16 protein-coding genes and 2 pseudogenes are annotated in these 19366 nt (G+C 55.4%); 2 read left to right on the top strand and 16 right to left on the bottom strand.

What is annotated here, in order from left to right; all coding sequences use genetic code 11:
• The 9 genes and pseudogenes from H9X91_RS12310 to H9X91_RS12270 all read right to left on the bottom strand — a co-directional run.
• A pseudogene (locus H9X91_RS12310) lies at positions 1-190 on the bottom strand (protein kinase domain-containing protein); the annotation flags it as partial.
• A gap of 312 nt (positions 191-502) precedes the next feature.
• Positions 503-1072 carry an IS110 family transposase gene (locus tag H9X91_RS12305; protein ID WP_204805428.1) on the bottom strand — a complete coding sequence of 190 codons (570 nt, stop codon included), beginning with the start codon at positions 1070-1072 and terminating at the stop codon, positions 503-505.
• A 1167-nt stretch (positions 1073-2239) separates the two neighbouring features.
• Entirely contained in the window at positions 2240-3166 is a 927-nt protein-coding gene (locus H9X91_RS12300) for a sugar phosphate isomerase/epimerase family protein (RefSeq protein WP_204805427.1), read from the bottom strand.
• Between the two features lie 107 nt (positions 3167-3273).
• Positions 3274-4434: a zinc-binding dehydrogenase gene (locus H9X91_RS12295; RefSeq protein ID WP_204805426.1), complete on the bottom strand. Its 1161-nt coding sequence runs from the start codon at positions 4432-4434 to the stop codon at positions 3274-3276.
• A 37-nt stretch (positions 4435-4471) separates the two neighbouring features.
• Positions 4472-5638: a zinc-binding dehydrogenase gene (locus H9X91_RS12290; protein ID WP_204805425.1), complete on the bottom strand. Its 1167-nt coding sequence runs from the start codon at positions 5636-5638 to the stop codon at positions 4472-4474.
• A 47-nt stretch (positions 5639-5685) separates the two neighbouring features.
• Positions 5686-6675, bottom strand: coding sequence for a substrate-binding domain-containing protein (locus H9X91_RS12285; protein WP_204805424.1), 990 nt, complete (start codon positions 6673-6675; stop codon positions 5686-5688).
• A 214-nt stretch (positions 6676-6889) separates the two neighbouring features.
• Positions 6890-7888, bottom strand: coding sequence for a sugar ABC transporter substrate-binding protein (locus tag H9X91_RS12280; RefSeq protein WP_204805422.1), 999 nt, complete (start codon positions 7886-7888; stop codon positions 6890-6892).
• 65 nt (positions 7889-7953) lie between these two features.
• On the bottom strand, positions 7954-8946 hold the full coding sequence (locus tag H9X91_RS12275) for an ABC transporter permease (protein ID WP_204805420.1): 993 nt from the start codon (positions 8944-8946) through the stop codon (positions 7954-7956).
• Between the two features lie 17 nt (positions 8947-8963).
• On the bottom strand, positions 8964-10457 hold the full coding sequence (locus tag H9X91_RS12270) for a sugar ABC transporter ATP-binding protein (RefSeq protein ID WP_204805418.1): 1494 nt from the start codon (positions 10455-10457) through the stop codon (positions 8964-8966).
• Between the two features lie 261 nt (positions 10458-10718).
• On the opposite strand from H9X91_RS12270, the pseudogene H9X91_RS12265 reads away from it, so the two are divergent.
• Positions 10719-10949 (top strand): annotated as a pseudogene (locus tag H9X91_RS12265) (tyrosine-type recombinase/integrase); the annotation flags it as partial.
• A 97-nt stretch (positions 10950-11046) separates the two neighbouring features.
• Here the strand turns inward: H9X91_RS12265 and H9X91_RS12260 are convergent.
• Both H9X91_RS12260 and H9X91_RS12255 read right to left on the bottom strand, forming a co-directional pair.
• On the bottom strand, positions 11047-11886 hold the full coding sequence (locus H9X91_RS12260) for an IS3 family transposase (protein ID WP_204805416.1): 840 nt from the start codon (positions 11884-11886) through the stop codon (positions 11047-11049).
• Between the two features lie 211 nt (positions 11887-12097).
• A complete protein-coding gene (locus H9X91_RS12255; protein ID WP_204805415.1) occupies positions 12098-12430 on the bottom strand; it encodes a hypothetical protein in 333 nt (110 codons plus the stop codon).
• A gap of 223 nt (positions 12431-12653) precedes the next feature.
• On the opposite strand from H9X91_RS12255, the gene H9X91_RS12250 reads away from it, so the two are divergent.
• Complete coding sequence (locus H9X91_RS12250) at positions 12654-12989, top strand: AAA-type ATPase lid domain-containing protein (RefSeq protein ID WP_204805414.1); 336 nt, start codon at positions 12654-12656, stop codon at positions 12987-12989.
• A 1092-nt stretch (positions 12990-14081) separates the two neighbouring features.
• Here the strand turns inward: H9X91_RS12250 and H9X91_RS12245 are convergent.
• The 5 genes from H9X91_RS12245 to H9X91_RS12225 form a co-directional block, all read right to left on the bottom strand.
• Positions 14082-14369: a hypothetical protein gene (locus tag H9X91_RS12245; RefSeq protein WP_204805413.1), complete on the bottom strand. Its 288-nt coding sequence runs from the start codon at positions 14367-14369 to the stop codon at positions 14082-14084.
• A 27-nt stretch (positions 14370-14396) separates the two neighbouring features.
• Positions 14397-15338, bottom strand: a complete 942-nt coding sequence (locus H9X91_RS12240; protein ID WP_204805411.1) for a ComEC/Rec2 family competence protein — start codon at positions 15336-15338, stop codon at positions 14397-14399.
• A complete protein-coding gene (locus tag H9X91_RS12235) occupies positions 15325-16416 on the bottom strand; it encodes an ABC transporter ATP-binding protein (RefSeq protein WP_204805410.1) in 1092 nt (363 codons plus the stop codon). The genes H9X91_RS12240 and H9X91_RS12235 overlap by 14 nt, the downstream gene beginning before the upstream one ends.
• Positions 16417-16431: 15 nt before the next feature.
• A complete protein-coding gene (locus tag H9X91_RS12230; protein WP_204805408.1) occupies positions 16432-18081 on the bottom strand; it encodes an ABC transporter permease in 1650 nt (549 codons plus the stop codon).
• 86 nt (positions 18082-18167) lie between these two features.
• A complete protein-coding gene (locus H9X91_RS12225) occupies positions 18168-19229 on the bottom strand; it encodes an ABC transporter substrate-binding protein (protein ID WP_204805406.1) in 1062 nt (353 codons plus the stop codon).
• Positions 19230-19366 lie beyond the last annotated feature (137 nt).

Raw genomic sequence — 19366 nt, 5'->3', positions numbered from 1 at the left:
TGATGCCAAAGCCGCCCTGGCCCAGCACCCGGCCGATAATGTAGCGGCCGTTCAGGACCGTCCCGGCCCGCAGGGCCACGGGGAATTTCTTTTCATTTTCAGCCAGGTCAAAGCCGCAGTAGGGGCAGGGACCCTCCTTGGTCTCCCGCTCCTGAAAGCAGTTGTAGCAGAGATGCTTTTGCTCAGCCATATCGTCCCTCCATAGAAAACCGTCTGGTCGATAAGACCATCTTAGTGCCTTTCCGGGAGGAACTCAAGTATGCTGTCTGCATAGTATCCGGGTGGAGATCTCCTGCCTTCCGGCAGGGCAAGCAGAGCGTTTAGCTTGCCGTTGGCAGCCAAACGCTTTTTGCGGGCTGGCGCCCACACCCACTTTGGACGGCCCGAGGGCCGAAGGACAGAGAGAAGAGAAAATCACCCCCTGTTTGGCCGTGTGAGCCGCTGTGCACCCTCTTTCAGAGGATCGTGGCTGCAAGAATAGCCCCTATCCCGGGGATCGTGATTAATGTGGTATCGAACTGTTGGAGCAACGCTCCAAGCTGTACTTCCAACGCATCGCATTTTCTTGCAGCGTGTGGATCTGCTCCAGCATTAAAAGGATCCGTGTCGAGTAAGCTCCTTCGCAGTCTGCAATGCCAAAACTGTTCCGGGCCAACGCTTTCATCTCCTGGGCTTTCCATTCCCCCAAGTGGCCATTACTGCTTGTCCAAAGGATCCCTGTCAGCTTGGAGAGATTGGCATTGGCAATAACCAGAAAATCCTTTGCATCGGTTTTTGATTTGCGGAGAAACATCTCCCGCATGGTGTGTGTCTGGATGGGGTTCAGTATAACGACCTGGTAACCACCTTTCCTGAGACAGGTATACAGGGCCAACCAGCAGTGGGCAGTAAACTCCATGGCAAAGATAAACTGACTCTTGAGGTTGGTCAGTTTCCCAAGCCGCTCCATCATGCGGTTGTATCCGGTGCAGGTATTGGAAATGCGAAACCCTTTGCACACCACCTGCCCCTCCGGGGTGATGACGGCGACCTCGTGATTCCGCTTGGCTACATCGATCCCGACGATAAACATACCACCACATCCTCAAGTCATAGTGACAGGCAGTCCTCATGTTTCTTACAAGTCATACCCTGCTTCGATATCGGCGGAGGACAAGCGTCCCGCATCCGGCTCATAAATGAAATCTTGTAAGAGCGGGGCCGCACGCTGCTTAAAGCGGATATGCTGCAAGGAGAAAAGCAGCGGTCCTCTGCCTGCATGAGGCGATTATATCATCACCCAAACGGGTGTTGATACCAAGGTTTAGCATGCAGAATTTCTGCATGGATACACAGCTTTTGGCTGCGCTTAGAGTATAGCAGGAGACCGCCCTGACACCTTTCTGGTGCCAGGGCGGTCACAGCTGCCCGCACTGCGCCCGCAGGCGCGTTTCGGGGGCCAGCTCTTAGGCTGGAGATGTGCGGGCAGTTGCGGGATTTTGAAAGGGCGTTCTTCTGCCTGTAAAATTGAGGCGAGGGTGCTCTTTTCTGCCAAATTCGGCTGCCTCCTTAGAGTTGCAAATAGCCGCTGGGGCGCTCCTGGACCATTGAGGCACGAATGCCCCTTCAAAAAATCCGTCGCTGAAAACAAGATATGACCATGGCGCAGCGGAACCTTTAAATACGGGAAACATCCATCTCCGAGTTGAACCCTTGTCTGATACCCAGTCTCCCGCTGCTCCATAGCGCTGGTGATGGGGGCATGGAGTCATTCCGTTCGCTCAGGGAGTGGGATAGACTGTCCGGGAAGGCGATACTATCGTCCTCCAGAGGACACAGACTGTTGGTGAGGGCCTCCTGGCTGGGCTGCTGTAAATTCTTTTTCAGTTCGCTGATCCGCCAGAGCCCGGCTAGCAGATTGCGGGAATCAACAGCTTCCTTTTGCCTCCGATCACCTGTACGGTGGTGGTATCAGGGCAAGCCGGGAGCTCTTCTTTTGCCGGCATACAACTTCATCCTTACGGCATACTGCAATCGGAGCATGTTGCGCTCATCATATATGGCCAAAATTAGCGAAGAGAAGGGGCCCCTGATTGAGCGCAAAAAGCTGAGCACATGCAAAAATAGCCGTGCTGACAGACCTTGCTGTTTCGGAACGGCCGAGCGCCGAAACAACGGAAGAATCCCCCGGATCGGTTGGCAGCATGGTATAACCGGACAAGACCTATGATTTGGAGGAAAGAACCAACACTTACCACATTTACAGCGTCAGGGCCTCCCGCAGAACCTGAAGGGAAGAGATATGCCCCTTCAACATAGGTAAGGTCAGATCCTCCATCTCCAGTGACACATCTCCGTCATACCCGCACATTCGCACTACGGACAGGAATTCCTTCCACCACTGTGCACCATGACCGGCTCCCACCGCCACATAGTTCCAAGACCGCTCCCGGAACGACTCAATCGGCTTTGTGTCCAACATCCCGTTTGGCTCCGCCATTCTTCGCTCTGGCCTGGAGTCCTTGGCGTGGATGTGGTAGATTGCATCGGATTCTCCCAGCACTCTGGCTGCCGATATGGGATCTCCCCCCATCCAGAAGAGATGGGACGGGTCCAGATTCATCCCGATGATCGGCCCGATTTCCCGCCGAAGCTGGAGCAAGGTCTCTGGATTGTACACCAGCTGCATGGCGTGATTTTCCAGGGCAATTTGTTCAATGCCATAATCTGCCGCCAAGCGGGCCAGTTTTCGCCATTTGGGAATTGCAACCTCATTCCATTGGTATTGCAGGACATCCTGTGTTTCTGGCGGCCATGAGGTCGTGATCCACACCGGCGTGGTATCGCCAGCGCAGCCGGCGGGTAATCCGCTCATCATCACGATTTTCTTCACACCCAGCAATGCGGCTAGCTGGAAGGTCTCCACTGTGACCCTCCAATCCTTTTCGTATGCCAGGGGATTCCCGGAGCAGTTCAGGGCGCAGAGCACTAGGCCACGTTGCTCCAGTTCACCAATCCAACGGGCCCGCTTGTCAGCCGAGGCAAGCATTGACTCCAGGTCCATATGCGGGGCGCCAGACCAGTTGCCGGTTCCGATTTCCACCGCTTTAACGCCTTGTTTTACGCAGAAATCCAGCATCTCCTCATAGGGAAGCGCCAGTGTGCACGTTTTAACAGACAGTCTCATAAGTATCCTCCATGTATTAAGAAGTGGGCGGTACCGCCGTCAACTCAAGAAGCAGTACCGCCCGTAGGAGAAAAGGAAGTAAGCTAAGCTGTGTAATTCAGCGGCTGTTAGGCCCACGGATCAATGAGAACCTTCATACTGTCCTTAGTCATGCTGGTCTGAATGGCCTGCTCCGTCTGTGCAAGGGAGAACTTGTGGCTGAATATCCGCTCCCAGGGGAAGCGATCTTTGGTTCGCAGCATCATCTCCATGACCGTTTTATACTTTGTATGCGTGTGATTGGTCATGCCCACGATCCGCAGATTGTTTGCGCAAATCTCGTGAACATTCACGTCAACACCGCCACAGTCCACAAAGTTGCCGGGTTCCAGATACATGCCCGCCTTGCGCAGGTATTTCAATCCCTCGGGAAATACCTCCGGGCGGCCGACGCATTCTACTACGATTTCGGCGCCCCGGCCATTTGTCTCCGACTTAATGAGGGCAATCCGCTCCGCTGCCGTAGTGGTCTCCGCGTTTATCACAACATCGGCACCAAAGGCCTTGGCAATATCCAGCTTGTAATCTGAAATATCCGTGGCGATAATCTTGCCGGCGCCCAGCATCCGAGCCATTGCAATGTGGGCAATGCCCAGTGGTCCCGCTCCTTGGACAACAACGGTATCCCCAAAGTTGAAGCCCTCCAGAGAAAAACTGCTGAACTCTCGTGCCTTTTCCAGCGTATAGGTTACACACATGACCTCCGTAAAGCAGGCCATCTCATCGGGCAGGCCATCCGGAACCTTATACGCCCGCGTTCCCGGTTCCAGGTAGATATATTGGGAAAAGCCGCCATACAAATGATTTCCGTCGTCACAGGATCGCATATTGCCATAGCTGAACTGCAGATGTTCACACCATGGGTAGTTTGGAATATTCTTACAGTACCAGCACTTGCCGCAAACCACATCCGGGCAGATTGTTATGCGGTCTCCAACCTTTAGTTCATCGCCGTCATAGGAGAGGTTTCGGGCTCCTGCTTCGTCGATGGCCACAATTTCCATTACAATTTCATGGCCCTGGATGATGGGAAAGGGCAGATCAATTTCGTTTTCTGTCCCCTTGTACTGGACAGTCTCCCCCCGGTAGCTGTGTTTATCCGTGCCGCACACGCCAGCCATCAGGACCTTGCAAATCGCCGCACCGTTCCCCAGCTGTGGCATATCAAATTCCCGGATCTCAACATGCCCCGGCTTTACCAGAACAGCTGCCTTCACTTTTGTATCCATGTGAACTGCTCCCTTTTCAGAAATCTAAGCCATATTTTCAGACTGTTGCCCACGGATTAATTAGGACCTTCATGCTCTCTTTTGTCATGCTGGTCCGGATTGCCTGTTCCGTCTCTTCCAAGGGATAGCAATGGCTGAACAGCCGGTCCCATGGGAACTGGTCTTTGGTCCGCAGCATCATCTCCATAACGGTTTTGTATTTTGTGTGGGTGTGGTTATTCATGCCGATAATGCGCAGATTGTTGGCGCAGATCTCATGGACATTGATATTCGCAGTGCCGCAGTCCACAAAGTTGCCAGGCTCCAGATACATGCCCGCCTTGCGCAGGTACTTCAGCCCCTCCGGGAATACCTCCGGACGGCCGACGCATTCCACCACAATGTCGGCACCACGGCCGTTCGTCTCTGCTTTGATGCGAGCAATCCGCTCTTCGGGCGTGGTGGTCTCCACGTTCATCACCACATCAGCGCCAAAGGCCTTGGCAATGTCCAGTTTATAATCCGAGATATCCGTGGCAATGATCTTGCCGGCGCCCATCATTCGGGCCATTGCAATATGGGCAATGCCCAACGGGCCAGTGCCTTGCAGGACAACCGCATCGCCAAAATTGAAACCCTCCAGAGAAAAACCGCTAAATTCCCGTGCTTTTTCCAGGGTATAAGTTACACACATGACCTCGGTGAAGCACGCCAGGTCATTGGGGAGACCGTCTGGCACTTTGTAAAGCCGGGAGCCCGGCTCGATGTACATATACTGAGAAAAGCCACCGTACAGTTGCTTATCCGTGTTGCAGGAGCGGTTGTGACCATAGTGGAACTGTGCCTTCTCGCACCAGGGATAACTTGGCATATTCTTACAATACCAGCACTTTCCGCAGACCACATCTGGGCAGATCGTCACTCGGTCTCCCACTTTCAGTTCATCACCGTCATAAGAGAGATTTCGTGCCCCTTCTTCATCAATGGCCACAATTTCCATTACAAGCTCGTGGCCCTGAATGATGGGGAACGGAATGGTGAATTCATCAGGCGTTCCCTTATACTGTACCGTTTCACCGCTGTAGGTGTGCTTGTCCGTGCCGCACACACCAGCCATCAGAACCTTGCAGATCGCGGCGCCCTTTCCCAGGGTCGGCATTTCAAACTCCTGAATCTCGATATGGCCTGGCCCCACCGTCACGGCGGCTTTCAATTTCCTGTCCATGGCAATTCCTCCTTATCATTCCGGGCCCGTGGCCCATTGGATATGTTTTATGTCTTTCTGACCACAATCTCCGGTTCAAACACGATCTGCCGCACTTGCCGGTAGGGCTCTTTTTCGGAGATAATTTCCAAAAGCGTTTTCATTCCGTGAGATCCAATTTGATAATCCGCCTGGGCAATTGTGGTCAGCGGATAATCCAAATATTGATCATTTTCAATGTCATCGTAGCCGACGATACTGATTTCCTCCGGGATTTTATATCCTCCGGAGCGCGCCATGTTCAATACGCCGATGGCGACAATATCAGACGAGCAAAATACGCCCAATGGCGGCCGGTTTGCCCTTAAGATCTTCTCTAGCGTACGATGCCCATCTTTGAATTTTAGATTGTTGTAGTAAATGTGGGACTTTGGAAATGGCAGATCCCGCTCACGGAATGCCGCCAGAATCCCCTGGGTCCGATTTGTTGCCACAGAAATTTCCTCTGGCCCGCTGAGGAAAAATACGTTGGTTTTGCCTTGATCCAAAAAATACTTTGCGGCTAAATAGGCACCCCGAAAATCGTTGTTTACCACATAGCTGAAGGACTCGCAAGCAACGCTGCACCGGGAGAGGAGCACAAGCGGGAGTCTTAGCCGCTGATAGTTTTCCTCCCGGATAGGCACAGATAGAAGGCCCGCCACGTCCAACCGTTGAATCCGGTTGATCTGCTCAATCTCTAGCTCCGGATCCTCTCCGGTGTGGCAGGCGACTACAGAATAGTCATGGCTGCGGGCAATATCTTCCACGCCGCGCCACAATCGCGCGAAATAGGGGTTGGAGACATCCGGCACGAGAAATCCAACCATTCGCTCCCGATTTTCTGGCAGGACTCTTTCCAGGCGTTCAAATGGATAGTGCAATGCCCGTGCCACTTCAATAATCTGTCTCCGCTTTCCCTCTGAGATTTCCGTACTCTGATTCAGCGCTTTGGAAACCGTTGACACCGATGTTCCAGTTAATGCAGCAATCTCTTTCAACGTAATTCGCTTTGCCACAGCAGCCTCCTTTAGCAAACCCATCAACTTAATAAAATTCCGATATATGTGTGTTTCGGATTTCTGTGCACATATATTTAGGAGTATAGGCAGGCAGTCGCTGGATAGCAAGCTGTTATGACCGGGCGGCTATGTCAAAATCGTATACGGAGGGGGGCTGGGGCTCCAGCCCCCCGTATTTCAGATGTCTCGTTTCCGCGACATGAATGCAAGATCAATGCCACTCCAGATACTCGCTGGCGTTGTCGGCGGTGACCATTGTGCAGGGCGTATACAAGTCTTCGGGCTCCACGCCATTGACCAGGAGTTCGTACAGGGCATTCACACCCTCTTGTGCCATGACGCCGGGCGTCTGCGCCACAGTTGCCGTCATGCCGCCGTCCAGGATGGACTGAGCACCGTTGGGAGAGCCATCAAATCCAATGACCTTGACATCACGACCGGATGCCTGCACGGCAGTAGCAGCGCCCATAGCGCCGGTATCACTGGTAACATAGATGCATTTCAAATCGGGATATGCCGTGAGCAGATTCTCCGCAATGCCCATAGCAGTTCCCTGGTCGCCGTTGCAGGGTTGCACGTCGCCTACCAGTTCAATGTTGCTGGCACCACTGAGGGCATCCATATAGCCGTTGGTGCGGTCCGTATGGCACTGATTGCCCAGTGTTCCAGTGATGACCGCCACCTGTCCATCAATATTTTCAGCGGTCCATTCACCGGCGAGATAACCACCGTCATAGTTGTTGGTACCAATAAAGGCCGCAACCTCCGCGCCTTCATCCGCATCGGTGTCCAGGCAGATAACCGGAACGTTTCTCTCGTTTGCTTTTTTAATGGTGTCCACAACCTCGGCCGTTCCACAAGGCACAATGAGCACACCGTCGACACCACTCTCCAGATAGGACTCAAACATGGTGATCTGTTCATTGACACCATCTTCGGAGGGGGGAGCAGAGCAGACAATCTCCACTGTGTACTCGTCGTTGGATAGGGCTGCTGCAGCCTCTTCCGCAAATTCCTGCATAGCTACAAAATAGGGATTGGAAAGGGTTTTGGGAAGCAGTGCAAATGTCAGGGTTTTTGTTCCGGAGTTGTCTTCCGCCGCAGCGGAATCATTGGAGGCCTGTCCATCCGGGGTGGATGTATCGCCACCGCAGGAAGCAAGCGCGAGACACAGTACGAGCGTCAGGAGCAGAGCAAAACACTTTTTCATTTTGAGATCCTCCTTCTTTTTTATCTCAAGGCGTTTTCCGCCTTTGAGGCTACTGAAACCGGCCGTCAATCGACCTGCTTTGCAACACGGGCCTTGCGCTGGACGTCGATGATCACTGCCACAAGAATTACGGCTCCAGTGATCATCTGCTGATAATATGTCGACACGTTCAGCAGTACGATGGCGTTGCGGATGATGGCCACCACAATGGCGCCCATGACCGTTCCAATGATACCGCCTTCACCGCCCAATACGGAGGTGCCGCCCAGCACGGATGCCGCCACCGCCTCCATTTCGTAAGTCTCACCGGCAGTGGCCTGAGCAGCTCCCAGTCGAGCGACATACACAATCCCCGCAATCGCTACCATGACGCCGGAGATGATGTAAACTTTGCACTCATTCCAACGGGTCTTAACGCCGGAGAGCCGTGCCGCCTCCCGATTGGAACCTACCGCCAAAATGTACCGGCCTGTGGCCGTGTAAGACAAAATGAACTGTCCAACAGCCGCAGCAATCAAAAAGATTATCACAGGGACCGGGATGCCCAGGACACTGCCGCCGCCGATCCATTTGAACGATGTATTCTGAACGGTAATCGGCGTGGCCTGCGTGATGACAAGCGTCAAGCCCCGGCATAGATACATGGTGCTCAGCGTCATGATGAATGGCGGGATCTTCAGGCAGGACACCACAAGGCCATTCGCGGCGCCTACTGCGGCTCCTACCAAAATGCTGGCGATAATAGCCAACGGAATCGAGTTTGTCCGCTGCAACAGATCTGCTGCCACAACTCCCACAAGAGCCAGCAACGAACCCTGGCTCAAATCAATACCTCCGGTCATGAGGACAAAAGACATCCCCAGTGCCATAATGACGTAAACTGCCGCCTGCAACAGAATGCTGGTCACATTGCTCTGCGTCAGAAAGCGAGGATGCGCAATGGAAAGCCCCACTACCAGTACCACCAGCGGAACTGCCGCTGATAACCAGGGATAATTCAGATGAAATCTGCGGTGCTTTGTCAATTTTGCATCGGGCGCTCCTTTTTTCTCGTTCATAGCGCAACTCCCCCTTTTCAAATAGAATAGCTCATGATGAGCTCCTGTGTTGCGTCTGCCCGGTCAAGATCGGCTGTAATTCGTCCATCCCGCATGACAATGATGCGGTCGCAGATTCCTAGTATCTCCGGCAGTTCAGATGAAATCACAATGACGGCAGCCCCTTGGGAGACTAAGTCGTTGATAATTTGATAGATCTCGCTCTTGGCGCCTACATCTATGCCTCTTGTCGGCTCGTCAAAGATGTAGATATTGGCTTCCGAACAGAGCCACTTTGCAAAAACCACTTTTTGCTGATTGCCACCGCTCAAAAAATTGACCAATCGATTGATGCTTGGCGTTTTGATCCGCAGCTTTTCACGGTACTCCTCGGCCGCTGCCCGCTCCTTCCTTCCGTCCAGGACAATACCTCTGCGGAACTTTTTCAGGAGAGATGGCAGGGAAATGTTCTCTTTCACAGACTTGGATAGAATCAGCCCCTCCGTCTTTCGGTCTTCAGGTAAATAGCCGATTCCGTGCTCGATTGCTTCAGACGGGCTTGTAATTTTCACCTTTTCTCCGCCGATCCATATCTCGCCGGCAGTCCGTTGGATTGCCCCCACAATGGCTTTTGCCGTCGAGGTTCTCCCGGACCCCACCAAGCCGGAAAATCCCAGCACCTCTCCCTTCCGCACCTGGAAGGAAATATCATAGATGGTATTGGGAACCTGCAAATCGCGGACATCCAAAAGGACATCCCCTATGTGGGATTCCCTGTGGGGGAATTTTTCCTCTAACGTCCGGCCGACAATCATATTGATGACTTGGTCCATATCAGCCGTCTTGCAATCTTCAATTTCACCTGTCACCGCACCATCCCGGAAAATCGTGGCTCGATCTCCGATTCGCTTGATTTCCTCCATCCGGTGCGATACATAGATGAAGGTCACACCCTTGGCCTTCAGGGTTTCGATGATGCGGAAAAGATTGTCGATCTCATTGTCCGAAAGAGCCGAAGTCGGCTCATCCAATATGACAATTGAGGGGTTTTGGGAAAACACCTTGACAATCTCCACGATCTGTTGGTCGGCGACAGACAGCCTACGCACCTGGGTGCGGGGGTTGATATGATCTACGCCTAACTCTCGAATCCACCGCTCACACTCCTGATACGTTCGGTTCCAGTCCACGGCACCACTCTTACTTCGTAGTTCTCTTGTGAGGAACACATTTTCCGCCACATTTAAATGAGGAATTAGGCTGTTTTCCTGAAACACGGTTCCAATCCCTAGACTTCTGGACTGTAATGTGTCGTGGATCTTTACCGGCGTGTTGTTGAGATAAATTGCGCCTCCCTCGTCCGCCTGGTAAACACCTGTTAGAATTTTAATCAGCGTGGACTTTCCCGCTCCATTCTCTCCCAGCAAAACATGGACGTCGCCCCTACGGATGGAAAACGACACATCTTTGAGTGCCTTAACACCGGGAAAAGTTTTGGAGACATTTTCAAACCGGAGAATATCGTCAGACATGCCTAATTACGCCCCCTATTTGTCAATATTATTGACATTTTCTACAACTCCATAATACGGATGTTGTTATCTCATATCAATAATTTCGCTCCGAAACGATTTTCGTAAAAGCGAAAAATTTTTCGTTCGTGAAAGATCTGCGTAAAGGAGGCTTCTGTGCAAAGGGTGAGGGGGGGAAGGGGCGCGTTCATATATGTACGGGGAAGGAATATGGGAGATAGATCTGCTGCGTGCAGGAGTGATAATTGACAGAGGGGGGGAATGCTTCACCGGGTGCTGAAGCGGGCGCGGCTACCCAAGGTCCGGTTCCACGACCTCCGGCACACCTTCGCAACTCTGGCACTTCAGAACGGGGTGGACATTAAGATGGCGTCCAGGATGCTGGGACACTTCAGCGCAGGTTTCACTCTGGACACCTATACCTACGTCACGACAGCAGCCCAGAAGGAGGCGGCAAAAACTATGGAAAAGGTCCTAACAGCCGCACTGTAAACGACAAATAATCTCTCCAAAAAGGACGAAGGCCCGGAGGCGGAAACACCGCCTCCGGGCACGTTTTTCCTAAAGTGCCCCCAAGTCAAGGGCATTTTTATTTGACCCATTGTGGCAGCATACCGGCGGGGTACTCACCTGTGGTGATGTAATCGTAAAATTCATTGGGGGACAGCTTCGCCAGGTCCCACTGGCAGCGGTCCTTGTTGTAGGAATCCATCCAGCGGTCAATGGATGCGTTCGCATCCGCAAAGGATGTCCAACTTGGTATCTCACCGGCCAGCTCGTCCTTCATGTGCCCGAAAAAGCTCTCCTGGGGTGCGTTGTCCCAGCAGTTGCCCCTGCGGGACATGGACCGGCGCAGCTCCTGGCTTTCCACCAGTTGGATGAACCTCAAGCTGGTGTAGTGGGTCCCCTGGTCGCTATGGATCACAGTCTCTTTGTTCAGCGAGGTGCCGTGGTTTTGCACCAGCCGTTCCACCATCTCCAGGACGAAATCCACTTCCAGAGATTCGCTCATGGCATAGGATAAGACCTGTTTCGTGCAGGCGTCCAGGATTGTGGACAGATAGCAGAACTTCCCATTCAAAGGGATATAGATGATATCCGTCAGGAGGACGGCCCTGGGACCGCGGGATTCAAATTCCCGGTTCACCAGATTCTCCGCGGTGCTGCCCATTCGGATAGACCTCTGTAATCTGCGGTAGGGATTCGGCTTCCAAATGGGGCAGGCGAGACGGTACTTCCGCATGAGCTTCTTTATATTCATCCGCACACCCATGTGCAGCAGCCGCATGTGGATGCCCTGGGAGCCCTTTGCATAGCCGCGGAACTGGTGCGCCTCCAAAATCCGCCCAAAATCGGACTGGCTCTTCTGCTCCTTTGTTTCCCTGGCTCGTTCGGAACGTACCCAGAAGATGTTCTTCCTGTCCGCCAACGCTTCCTGGTATGGGGCAAATGCGTGTCCGCCAATCGGGGCCGGGGGTCTAATCCTCTGCGTCCATTTTCTTGGGTACAGTTTATCGGCAAGCTGGGGCAGAGTCTGGGACAGCCACTCCGGCCTTCTCAGCGGGAAATCTCGTTAGCCCTTCGTTACATTGCGCACATGGTCCACCGGGGACCAGTCGGTGATTCTTTGCATTCCGTATTCAGATGATGTGGTCCATGACGAAGTACGACGTGTCGTTCTCGTCAAAGTAGCTGGACACGCCGGCGATGTTGAGGTTGCCGATAAACTTCGCCAGGGTCCAGGCCTCCTCCAGGAACCGCCCGACGCCGTAGGCGAACTCCTTGCTGCAGGTCTCCATCATGACGGAGGCCGCAGTGCCGCCCACGCAGGTGGCGATTTCGCCGGACATGAACTCCTTCACTGCCACCCAGGCCAGGTACATGATGCCGAAACAGCTCTGCCCAAAACGCCCCATGATATCGCGGTTGTTCAGCACGGTCCCGGCCTGCAGGGCAATCGGACATTCTTTCACGTTCTTTTCCGGACGGAACAGAGAATATCTGCACTGCGGCGTGTATTCTGCCGCTCTCCCCATTGCTTTGGCAGAAGGCAATCTGCGAGGTTCTCAAAGGTTTGCCCCGGGAGTCTTTTTCCAAGAGACGATCCTTCTGTGTTGTTCCCGCCACACCAAAACGGAACCTGACGCTGATAAGCGCCGGGCCCCGCAAGGTCTTGAAGCGCTATACGGCTCAGGAATGATGAAGATTCGTTCTCTTCTCTCTTACCATTACCCGGGCAACATTCGTCAGCTCTCCAACATTCTGGAGCACGCGGCAATCATGGCCGACGGGGATGAGATCGAACTGGAGGACCTTCCTCAGGGTGTGCGGCCGGGTGGCAACCGTGCTGACCGCGTAGGCGGCAGAGAGAAGGCAGACCTCCCCATTAGTCTGAAGGAAGCGGAAAGATTGGCGATTGAAGACGCCCTCCACTATAATGGAGGCCGGCGCAAGCAGACAGCGGAGATTCTCGGAATCGGCGAGAAGGGGCTTTTCAACAAGATCAAAGAATACCATATCGATGTGCCCTGAAAGCAGATACAGCAGCTATATGCTGTATGGATTCTGCCCGAATAAAATTGCAGGGGTAGGCCGCCCGTAAAAACGCCGGGTAGCGGAAGCGGCAAGTGCTAATCCTGCTCCCGCCACTGACGGAGGGCACCATCCTGCCCGAAATAGCTGCGAAAGGAAACCGACAGTCTCCGGGCATCTCCCTCTTATGGAAGGTCTCATCTCACCAGCTAGTGCGCTCCATATTCCATCGAGTACCGAAACGAGTCGTACTTCCCAAGGGTAGAGTCCACGATCCCCGGTGCGCCTTCACCACGTCGGCCAAGAAGGAGGCTGCCAAGTCCATAGAAAAAGTCCCAGGCAGCGTCCGCTGATATTCCGACAAAACAGCAGAAGGTCTGGACACGGCTTCTCCGTGTCCAGACCTCACTTTTGGTCAAAGCAGATCCAGATCTGGGCGGGGCATGCATCAGAGTGGGAATCGGAACGCAGGACATCGCAAGGCGTGCTTCCTCTGGTGATTACAACGGCTGTAAGCGGCTGCCACAGGGGAGAATTCTTGCCCGCTTGAGCGGAGCAGGCGGGGTCCGTCGCTATATACACGTCTGCTACGCAATACCAAACAGAAGCCGGCGCTGTTTCAAATGGGTATAAAGTCGAGTTAGGGCCTACCAGGACAATACTTTTACAGGGCCTTGCAAAAGGCAAAAATCGCCCCGGCATGAGAACACGGAGTTTTCTGCAGGCGGCATCGTGTTGGCCAACCATGATGCCAAAAAGCAGCACGTGTATGGCAGCGGGCGGCAGGCTGGAGACAGTATTTTATCCCGTCACGACGGTCGGAACGGGGCTCTTTCTACATACATATCCCGATTCTTCGGTGCACCTTCCTATTTCAGAAAAGGAGCAGGCGCTGAAGCGCCTGCCCTTTTTACGGAATTGTAGTCATATTTCTTCCCAAATGCTTCGCTGTTTCCACACAAACCTCCTTCGGTTCACGCTCATTGACACTCAATGATGGCAGAAACCTGCGCCTCACCGGTGGAGGTGGGCTGATTTGTCCAGGTTACGACCGTTTCGGATGCGGGAGATGCTGTCAAGACGCCCATTGTATCATCGCCGATAGTGGGTCAAAGTCTCTCGCACAGAAAAATATGCAGAAGGAATCTGGGGATAATTTTCGAGGTTCTCCCAGTTGTTGTCTCCGCGCCAGTCCCCATCGTAATTGAACTTGGTGGGAATATCGGCACGCGTCAGATAGGAGTCGTTCACGTCCTGATAAATCGTTGGCGCCCAGTATTCAGCGAGGTTCCGGTACTGCTCGGAAGGCAAATCATCCGAAGCCGCCGCAGGGGTAAGGCAGACCGCCATTGCCAATATCAGCACAAATACTCGTTTCATGAGTTGTTCCCTCCTCCCCGCATCTTTTTACACGTTCAACACCTTGAGAGCTCCCTCTTCAATCTGAAAACGTATGGCCAAATGAGGCTGAGCCTGCGTGTGCTGACACGGCACTGCATCTGTGAAAAAGCATTCAACGCCGAGCTGCGACAAAAGCCGAAGAATCTTTCTGCTGGGGCAGTCATCTGTCCGATCATCCGAGACCGAGATAACGGCGTACCGCGGCCGCAGCATCTCCAGAAGCCGGGGTGTCAGGGCGTCCCCGTGTCCGTGGTGAGGCAGCTTCATAATGGTGCAGGGCGGGAGCTGGTGCTGCTCCCAGCAGGAGGCATACACATCTCCCGGCAGCTCAATCTCCTGTCCGGCGCAGGACAGCCGCAGGCGGATGCTGGTGTTGTTGATAAAGCCGTCCAGTGACTCCAGATCCCCGCCGCCGGCAGCGCCGGAAAGGACATCCTCCCAGATGGCGGCCTGCCGCCGGCGGAGTGTCTCGTCCTCCAGAAAAATTCCGGCGGTCAGCGTCTCGGTCAGCCGACAGGCGCAGGGCTCGCGGATCAGCCGGATCTCTGCCCCCTGATCCCGCAGGTGCGCCAGGGCCTTCAGATAGATCCCCATGGAGGTCATCAGGCACCGGGCGCCGGCTGTCCAGTCCGGCGGGACCGGAAGCGTGCGACCCCAGGTCTCCTCCGGCGGGAGGTAGTTGGTCCAGAATTCCCGCACCCGGACTTCCGGCAGCAGATGGGCCAGCCCGCCGGCGTGGTCCAGGTGGAGATGGGTCAGCACCAGCACGTCCAGCTCCCGAATCCCCTCTCTGCGCAGGTAGTCCGCCGCAGTAATCCGCTGCCCGTCCGGGCGGGAGCGCCCGATATGGACGTCACCGCAGTCCACCAGCATGGTGAAGGGCGTCTCCCTCTCCCGCAGCAGGATCGCGTCGCCATAGCCCACGTTGATGAAATCAGCCAGCAGCATCCGCACCACCGCCTTTCAGCACGTGGAGCTTGCGGGTATCCAGGCGCAGCTGCACATCGCCGGTGCGGGCGCCGGTCAGGTCCACGTTGGCGTCGTCGATGACGAACACCTCCGTGCCCACCCGCACCCAGTAACGGATCATGCGCCCCAGGAAGCTGTAGTTCTCGATGACGCCATGGAGCGCCGTGCCCTCTGGGGCAGGCTCCTCCAGCCCCAGCAGGCTGATACCCTCCGGTCGGACCACCAGGGTCACCGGCTCGCCGCCCTGAAGGTCCGTGTCCTCGTCCACCCGGAGGCGCATTCCCATGTGGTCCACGGACAGGCTGCCGTCCGCCTCCCGCCGGGCCGTGCCCTCCAGGAAGTTCACCGTGCCGACGAAATCCGCCACAAAGCGGTTGGCGGGGCGGAAGTAGATCTCCCAGGGGCTGCCGATCTGCTCGATGCGGCCTCTGCGCATCACGGCGATGATGTCCGACATGGACAGGGCCTCGTCCTGGTCGTGGGTGACGTACATGGTGGTGATCCCGAACTTCTGCTGGATCTGCCGCAGCTCCGTCCGCACCTCCACCCGGAGCTTGGCGTCCAGGTTGCTGAGGGGCTCATCCAGCAGCAGGATCTCCTGCCCCATTACCAGGGCCCGGGCAAAGGCCACCCGCTGCTGCTGGCCGCCGGAGAGCTGTTTGGGGAACCGCCCCTCCAGCCCCTGGAGGTTGAACATCTCCAGCATCTCCGCTACCTTGCGGTCCTTCTCCTCCTTAGGCGTCTTTTTCAGCTTCAGGCCGTAGGAGATGTTCTCATACACCGTCATGTGGGGGAACAGGGCGTACTCCTGGAACACCAGCGGCGTGTTGCGCTTGAAGGGCGGCAGGCCGTTCATCCGCTTGCCGTCCACCAGGACGTCTCCCTCCTCCGGCTCGGAAAAGCCCGCCAGCTGGCGCATCAGGGTGGTCTTGCCGCAGCCGGAGGGGCCCAGCAGCGTCACGAACGCCCCCTTTGGGATCTGCAGGGACACGTGGTCCAGAGCCACAAAGTCGTCGAACTTCTTGACGACGTTCCGAAATTCAATATAAGCATCCATACGTTCCGCCTCCCTTTACAGTTCCAACTTGATGCCCTGGCGGCCCAGGATCCACTGGGCCAGCCGCAGCACGGTGAATGCGATGGTGATGAGCACCACGGTAAAGGCCGCCGCCTCGCCCCACTGTCCGCTCTGCACCAGGACCATCACGGAGATGGTGCCCACGGTGGTGGAGGGTGCGTAGAGGAAGATCACCACGCTGAGGCAGGTGACCGACCGCAGGAACGACAGCACGAAGCCCGAGAGGAACGGCGCCTTCAGCAACGGAATGATGACGTCCTTGAAGGAGCGGAAGCTGTTGGCCCCCAGATTCAGGGCCGCATCCTCCACCGAGGCGCCGATCTGCTGCAGGCCGGCTGTCGCCGCGCTGTAGCAGGTGGGCAGATTCCAGAACAGCAGCGCCAGCACCATGATGGCGCCCGTCCCCGTCAGGGACAGCCAGCCGCCGTTGAACGCCAGAACAAATCCGATGCCCAGGAACATGCCGGGAATAGCGCCGGGCAGGATGGCCAGGAAATCCAGGAACTTGTTGAGGCCCACCTGCTTTTTCTGGACGATGTAGGCCAGCACCATGGCGAGGAAAGCCGCCCCAAGAGATGCCAGGAAGGCGTACTTGATGGAGTTCCAGATCTGCTTTCCCTTCAAGAACACGTACTGCAGGTTCTCCCAGGTGAAGGACCAGTCATAGCCCCAGGTCTTGGTGAAGGCACCGTAGAACAGCGTCCCGTACACCAGCAGGACGAACAGGGAGATCAGCATGGTCAGGGTGAAGAGCGACCACTTCACCCACTTGGGCACCGGGAAGGGATTCAGCGAGATCTCTTTGCCGGTGATGGTGATGTAGGACCGGCGGCCGACCCAGAAGCGGTTCACCAGGAACAGCACCACCGCCGGGATCAGCAACGCCACCGCCAGAACGGAGGCGGTGCTCATGTCGTACCAACCGTTGATCTGCATGTACGCCTCCGTGGGCAGCAGAGCCAGATCGCCGCCGATCATGATGGGGTTGCCGAAATCCGTCAGCACATTGATGGCCGCGATCAGGGCGCCGCCGGCCACGCCGGGGCGGCACAGGGGCCAGAACACGTCCCGGAACACCTGCCACCGGCTGGCACCCATGTTATAGGCCGCGTACTCCAGATTCGTGGAGATCCCCCGCATGACGCCATAGATCACCGAGTAGGCATACGGGAAAAACGTGACGGTCTGCACAATCCAAAGTCCTAGCCGGCCGTAGATATCCACATGCAGGCCCAGCAGGCCCTTGGTGATGATGCCCTGGACGCCGAAGAGCAGGATGTAGCTCAGCGCCACGATAAAGGGCGGCGAGACGATGGGCAGCAAGGTGATGAAGCGGAACAGCCCCTTGCAGGGCACATCCAGCCGGGCGATGACATAGGCGAACAGGAATGCCACCGCCGTACAGGAGATTGTGGAGACCAGCGTCATGAAGAGACTGTTCTTGATGGCGGTGAACCAGCGGGGACGGCTGAACAACTCCATATAGGTGGCTCCGTCCGGGAACAGGATCACCTTGATGACCGGATAGACCACGAACAGACCCACAAACAGAATGATAGCAATGATCGCCAGCAGCAGAAGCGGCTCATTTTTCAACCGCTTCATCTCTTTGAGAGACTCTCTGGCAGACGTGCCGACAGCCATGGCAGATTCCTCCTTTCAGGTGCACAGAGACTGCAAAAGCGCCTGCCTATGCGGCAGGCAGGCGCTTTTGGATCGGGAGATCAGGATCAGGCGCGATTGGCCATGATCTCGGCCTCGAACTTCTCCAGAACAGACTCCTTCATCTCGGTGGCCTTGTCCCGGTCATAGTCCACCAGATCCACCTCGTCAAGAGCGGGCAGACCCTCGGGAGCGGCCACATCGCTGCGGACGGGATAGCGGTAAGAGGTCTCCACGCTCAGCTCCTGGGCTTCCTTGGTCAGCAGCCAGTCCATGAAGATCTTGGCGTTTTCGGTGTTGGGACCGCCGTTGATGATGGCAGCGCCGCCGATCTCATAGGCGGTCTGCTCGGGGACGATGAGCTTGAGGGGATAGCCCTCCTGCTGGGTCTTGAAGCTGTCGTGGGCCCAGGCGATGGAGGCGATGAACTCGCCAGTGGCAACGGGGCTGATGACGTCGCCGGCGCCCTGATAGTAGTGATGGACATTCTGATCCAGCGCCTTCAGATACTCCCAGGCGGCATCCTCGCCCAGACGGAAAATCTGGCAGGCTGTGGCAATATAGGCGCCGCCGGCGGTGGTGGGATTGGCCCAAACGAACACATCCTTATAGGCGGGGTCCAGCAGGTCGTCCCAGGTGGTGGGCTCCGCCAGGCCCTGGGAGGCCAGTTCCTCCTGGAACCGCTCTTCGTTGATGATGATGCTCAGAACGCCCATGTACCAGCCCTGCCACAGGTGGTTGGGGTCGTTGAACCGCTCGTCCAGGTCGTCGTTGTTGGGAGAGTCATACTCCACGAAAGCCCCGGCCTCCGCCAGAGAACCGTACAGGTCCACGGAGCCGCCCACCAGGAAGTCCGCCTGGGGATTGTTCATCTCTGCCTGCACGCGGGCCACAGCGTCGCCGCCGCCCAGGGAGATATACTCAATCTCAATGCCGGTATCCTCCTTGAACTGCTGCGCGATGGCGATGGTGTTGTCCTCGTTCAGAGCGGAGTACACCACCAGCTTGCCGCCGGTCTGCGAGGTCTCCTCGCTGTTCCCGCCGTCCTCTGAAGGCGTATCTCCTCCGCAGCCGGTAAGTAGGGACAGAAGCATCAGAACGGAAAGTGCTAAGCTGAGAAACTTCTTCATAGATGACATCTCCTTTTCACGCAATTCCTTGAAATATGCTCCTATGGGCCTTCTGTTTTTATCATATCATAAAATTGGAACGTGTCAATTTTATTTTTGAAAATTATTGTGCAATTCGATATATTTTTATCAGATTG

It is taken from the genome of Oscillibacter valericigenes (assembly GCF_016902445.1).
GTDB classification, from domain to species: domain Bacteria; phylum Bacillota; class Clostridia; order Oscillospirales; family Oscillospiraceae; genus Oscillibacter; species Oscillibacter avistercoris.
Note: the sequence above shows the minus strand (reverse complement) of the source record. Positions and strands in the feature narration are given on the sequence as shown.